Origin of the sequence: [Chlorobium] sp. 445 (assembly GCA_002763895.1) — a bacterium.
Taxonomy (GTDB): domain Bacteria; phylum Bacteroidota; class Chlorobiia; order Chlorobiales; family Thermochlorobacteraceae; genus Thermochlorobacter.
Genome location: NSLH01000075.1, coordinates 1 through 1291 on the forward strand (window position 1 = coordinate 1; position 1291 = coordinate 1291).

A 1291-nucleotide genomic window follows, 5' to 3' on the forward strand; every position below is an offset into this window, starting at 1 on the left:
AACTCGTCGTCAAAGCGCACGAAGCCATTGGCGGACGCTTCAAGTTGGGACTTGTCAAACTTAATCTGGATTTGAACGGCGCAATTCAAGCCGCACAAGAAATGCTCGGCAAGCACGTTCAAGAGATTTCCATTTCGCAAGTGTTGGTGGCGGAAATGCTCGAGCACGATGAAGAGTATTATCTGTGCATTCGCTCGATTCGTGAAGGGGCGGAAATTTTGCTCTCTAAGCACGGCGGCGTTGAAATTGAAGACCATTGGGACACCGTCAAACGGCTTATTGTTCCGATTGATAGCATGCCCTCGCACGCGCAGCTCATTGAACTTGCTCATCAAGCCGGGTTTGAGTCAGACCTTGCCGAGCGCGTCGCCAAAATTACACATCGTGTCTTCTTGTGTTACGATAACGAAGACGCTATCTCGATTGAAATCAATCCGTTGGTGGTTGCCCAAAAACCATGCGCTTTGCCGCGCTCGACGCCGTCGTTGAGTTAGATATGACGGCAAAGTTTCGCCACCCTGATTGGAGTTTTGCGCCGGTCTCGGAATTTGGTCGTCCTTTAACGCCTGACGAATTAGCGATTATGGAAATTGATGCGCGCATTAAAGGCTCATTGAAGTTTGTTCAAGCACCAGAAGGCGATATTGCCTTGCTTCCTGCGGGCGGCGGCGCATCGGTGTTTTATGCCGATGCCGTTATCGCTTTGGGGCGGCGCATTGCCAATTATGCCGAGTATTCGGGCGACCCACCCGATTGGGCAGTCGAAGCCCTCACTGAAAAAGTTTGTTCACTTCCGAATATCAAACATCTGATTATTGGCGGGGCGATTGCCAACTTCACCGATGTGAAAGCCACTTTCAACGCATTATCAACGGACTGCGCAAAGCCAAAGCACAAGGCAAACTTCAAGGCGTTAAAATTTGGGTGCGGCGCGGCGGACCAAACGAAGAACAAGGCTTAGACGCCATGCGCCAACTGCGCCACGAAGGCTTCGATATTCACTCTTCGACCGCTATACACCTTTAACCTCTATCGTTGATAAAGCCATTCAATCCGAAAAAAACTAATTCCAACATGTCTATCATCGCAACTGAGCAAACCAAAGTCGTTATTGTTGGTGCGCGTGCGGGACAAAACGCCGCAAAGCGTATGGCAGAATTTTGCTACATGATGGGCTTGCCGCTCAATGTGCTTGCCTTCGTCTATCCGCCTGATGCGGGCAAAACCGTCGAGGTTTATATGGCAATCAATTTTTGAGCATTCCTGTTTATGCCAGCCTTGCCGACGTCAC

At 50.0% G+C, this 1291-nt stretch carries 1 protein-coding gene and 1 pseudogene; both read left to right on the top strand.

From position 1 onward, the window contains the following. Positions 1–26: 26 nt before the first annotated feature. A pseudogene (locus CMR00_12810) lies at positions 27–1067 on the top strand (ATP citrate lyase). A 7-nt stretch (positions 1068–1074) separates the two neighbouring features. Then, a complete protein-coding gene (locus CMR00_12815; GenBank protein ID PIO46986.1) occupies positions 1075–1257 on the top strand; it encodes a hypothetical protein in 183 nt (60 codons plus the stop codon). The last annotated feature ends 34 nt before the right edge of the window (positions 1258–1291 follow it).